Here is a 3,751-nt window from a genome sequence, read left to right as displayed (position 1 = left end):
GTTATTTCCCATAACGATCACCCCACTCTCGGCTCCAAGTGATAGCGGGGGACTGCGCGGACTATGTCCGTTATGCGAAAGGCGAGCCAACCCACTTTTATGTCCGACATGAGGCGGAAGCCGACATGGAGGCATCGCTCCGTCATGCAAAACTACCCGCAAGCCACTCCCTGAGCTTCGACCACCGTCGCCTGCCACCCTGATTGCGCACGGCGATAGCAAGCGCCTTCTTCTGGCCCACGAGCACGACGAGCTTCCGCCCCCGTGTGACGCCGGTGTAGAGCAGGTTCCGCGCCAGCATGGCGTAATGCTGCGTCACCAGCGGAATCACCACCGCCGGGTATTCCGAGCCCTGGCTCTTGTGGATGGTGGTGGCGTAGGCCAGCACCAGTTCGTCCAACTCGCCGAAGCCATAAACGACATCCCGTCCATCGAATGAGACCGTCAGTTCGCCCTCTTCCACATCGATCCTGCCGATAACGCCGAGGTCTCCATTGAAGACATCCCGGTCATAATCGTTGGCGATCTGCATCACCTTGTCGCCCGGACCATAGGTCCAGCCGAACCGCTCGACCTTCACCTCGTCCGGCGGGTTCAGCGCCTGCTGCAATTCGATATTCAGCGACCGCGCCCCAAGGCCACCCCGGTTCATCGGGCAAAGCACCTGCACGTCGCGAACAGGGTCCAGCCCGAACCGCGCCGGGATGCGATCCCTCACCACGGCCAGCAACTTGCGCAGCCCGACCTCGGGCTCGGCCGCCTCCACGAAGTAGAAATCCGATCCCTCTTCCGCGCTCAGTTCGGGCATCCTGCTCTCGTTGATCCGATGCGCATTGGTGATGATCCGGCTCTGTGCCGCCTGACGGAACACCTCGGTCAGCCGCACCACAGGCACGGCGTTGGAGCCGATGATGTCGGCCAGCACCTGCCCCGGCCCGACCGACGGCAACTGGTCCACATCGCCGACGATCAGCAACGCGGCGTTGTCAGGCAAGGCGCGCAGCAGGGATCGCATCAGCAGCACATCGACCATGCTGGCCTCGTCCACGACCAGCAGATCGCAGGTCAGCGGGTTGGTATCATCCCGCTTGAAGGTGCCACTGGCCGGATCCGTCTCCAGCAGTCGATGGATGGTCTTGCCTTCCAGTCCGGTGCTTTCCGACAGGCGCTTCGCCGCCCGACCGGTCGGGGCGCAGAGCTGCACGTCCGTGCCCTTGGCGGTCACGATCTTCAGGATGGCGTTGACCAGCGTGGTCTTGCCCACGCCAGGACCACCCGTGATCACCAGCACCTTGCTGTTCAGGGCAAGGCGCACCGCCTCCTGCTGGCTGGGCGCGAGCGCAAGCCCGGTCTTCCGTTCCACCCAGGTCATGGCCTTTCCAGCGTCGATCTCGGGCCAGGGCGGACGGCCGACGACACAGGCACGCAATCGCTCGGCGATGCTCTGCTCCGCGCGATAGAGACCCGCCAGGAAGATGCATCCCGTCTCGCCCACGCTGTCGGCAATAACGTCGCCCGCCTCCAGCTCCAACGTGAGAGCCGTCTCGATCAGGGGTGCCGCGACCTCCAGCAGTTCGGCGGTGCTGGTCAGCAACTCCCGGACCGGCAGGCCACAATGCCCCTCATCCATGGCCTCGCCAAGCGCGTAGGAGATCCCGGCCCGCACCCGGATCATGGCGTCGGCCGCAATCCCCATCTTCCGGGCAATCTGGTCGGCGGTCTTGAAGCCGATCCCCCGGATGTCCTTCGCGAGCCGGTAGGGGTTCTCGCTGATCAGTTGGACCGCGTCCTGCCCGTAGGTCTTGAAGATCCTTACCGCCCGCGAGGTGCCGACGCCGTTGCTGTGCAGAAACAGCATGATCTCGCGGATCACCTTCTGGTCCGCCCAGCCACCGACAATCCGTTCGGCCCGCTTGGGGCCGATGCCCGTCACCTCCCGCAGACGTCCAGGTTCCTGCTCGATCAGGTCGAACACCGCCTCGCCGAACGCTTTCACCAGCTTCTTCGCGTAGACCGGACCGATGCCCCGGATCATGCCGGAGCCAAGATAGCGCTCGATCCCCTCAACCGTGGTCGGCGGACTGGCTTTGAGAAACTCCGCCTTGAACTGCAACCCGTGGGTGTGATCATTGAACCAGCGCCCCGACATCTGCACGAACTCGCCTGCCGAGATCATGGCGGCATGGCCGACAACAGTGACCAGATCGCGCTGCCCCCGCACCTTCACCCGCAGGACGCAGAAGCCGTTCTCGGCGTTGTGGAACGTCACCCGCTCCACGAGGCCAGCCAGCGCTTCCGTGGGCGAAGAGTCGATGGCGCGCCCGCTCATCCGACCTGCCGGAAGAACGGCACTCCCGTATCGTTCATGACTCGCCCTCCCCTTCCGTGATGCCGCCGTAAGCCAGTATTTGTACGACGCGCCACTATCCGGGACTACCCATAACTACGATTCCGCACTCTGGAGCACGCGCATGCACGCCTTCTCGTATTACCGTTTTCCATTGAAATAACAGTCATCTGTCCGGATCGTGTGTCTGTTTTCCTTGCCTTACGGTCGGAAGAGAGCGACGATGACGGACAGACCCAGCCAGTCCATTGCCACGGCGTATCGGCCGCCCGAGCCCGAGTTGCGGCTCGTCCTGCGCCCCAATGCCCCCGACCCGCGTCTTGTGGCGCTGGTCCGCCTCATGGCCCGTCGTGCGGCACGGGACTGGTTCCGGTCGCAGCAACAGGAGCAGCGCCGCCGCTCCGGACCGTAAGGGATACCCCGTCATGAAGGTCGCGCTCTACGCCCGCTATTCCTCCGACAACCAGCGCGACGCCTCGATCGCCGACCAGCTTCGGGTCTGCCGCACCCACGCGGAGAAGCAGGGCTGGAGCATCGTCGAGGAGTATACCGACCACGCCATCTCGGGTGCCTCCCTGATGCGGCCCGGCATCCAGGCGCTGATCGCGGATGCACAGCGCGGACGGTTCCAGATCGTGCTGGCCGAAGCGATGGACCGTTTGTCCCGAGACCAGGAGGACATCGCCGGCGTCTTCAAGCGCATGAACTATGCTGGCGTGCGGATCGTCACTCTCTCCGAGGGCGAGGTGTCGCATCTGCATGTCGGCCTCAAGGGCACGATGAACGCCCTGTTTCTGAAAGACCTGGCCGAGAAGACGCATCGCGGCCTGCGAGGCCGGGTCGAACAGGGCAAGTCCGGCGGCGGCAATGCCTACGGCTATGACGTGGTGCGCAAGCTCGACGCCAACGGCGAGCCGATCCGGGGCGACCGCACCATCAATCCAGCGGAAGCCGACGTGGTCCGTCGCATCTTCCGCGACTTCGCAGCCGGACTGGGACCACGCGCGATCGCCTTCCGCCTCAATGACGAAGGTATCCCGGCACCGGGCAGTGGTGCGTGGGGCTTCTCGACCATCAACGGCAACCGGCTACGCGGCACCGGTATTCTCAACAACGAGATGTACGTGGGCAGGCTGGTGTGGAACCGCCAGCGCTTCATCAAGGATCCCGACACCGGCAAGCGTCAGCGCCAGCCGGGACACACGCGACACGTCATCGCCCGACCACTTCCGCGAGAAACGCCGCCCCCGTTACCTGTTCTCGGGCCTCAGCAAGTGCGGTTGCTGTGGTGGCTGTTGATTTTCACTGAGAACTGATGGTGTGGACGGCTCCCTGTGGTCCTGAGAGGATGCTGAGGAGTTGAATGTCAGTGAAGGAAACCATCATGCATCAGTTGGTCCGTAT

2 protein-coding genes and 1 pseudogene are annotated in these 3,751 nt (G+C 63.9%); 2 read left to right on the top strand and 1 reads right to left on the bottom strand.

The features are described 5' to 3' along the window. Window positions 1-142: 142 nt before the first annotated feature. Complete coding sequence (gene recD2 / locus HKD31_RS15740; protein ID WP_110581322.1) at window positions 143-2,329, bottom strand: SF1B family DNA helicase RecD2; 2,187 nt, start codon at window positions 2,327-2,329, stop codon at window positions 143-145. A 241-nt stretch (window positions 2,330-2,570) separates the two neighbouring features. Between recD2 and HKD31_RS15735 the strand changes: the two genes are divergently transcribed. Beyond that, window positions 2,571-2,759 (top strand): hypothetical protein, encoded by a 189-nt coding sequence (locus tag HKD31_RS15735; protein ID WP_070325067.1) that lies wholly within the window; start codon window positions 2,571-2,573, stop codon window positions 2,757-2,759. A gap of 13 nt (window positions 2,760-2,772) precedes the next feature. Then, window positions 2,773-3,640 (top strand): annotated as a pseudogene (locus HKD31_RS15730) (recombinase family protein); the annotation flags it as partial. Between the last annotated feature and the right edge of the window lie 111 nt (window positions 3,641-3,751).

The organism is Gluconobacter potus (assembly GCF_015244705.1).
In the GTDB taxonomy this organism is placed as follows: domain Bacteria; phylum Pseudomonadota; class Alphaproteobacteria; order Acetobacterales; family Acetobacteraceae; genus Gluconobacter; species Gluconobacter potus.
This window is presented reverse-complemented; position numbering and strand designations above follow the sequence as displayed.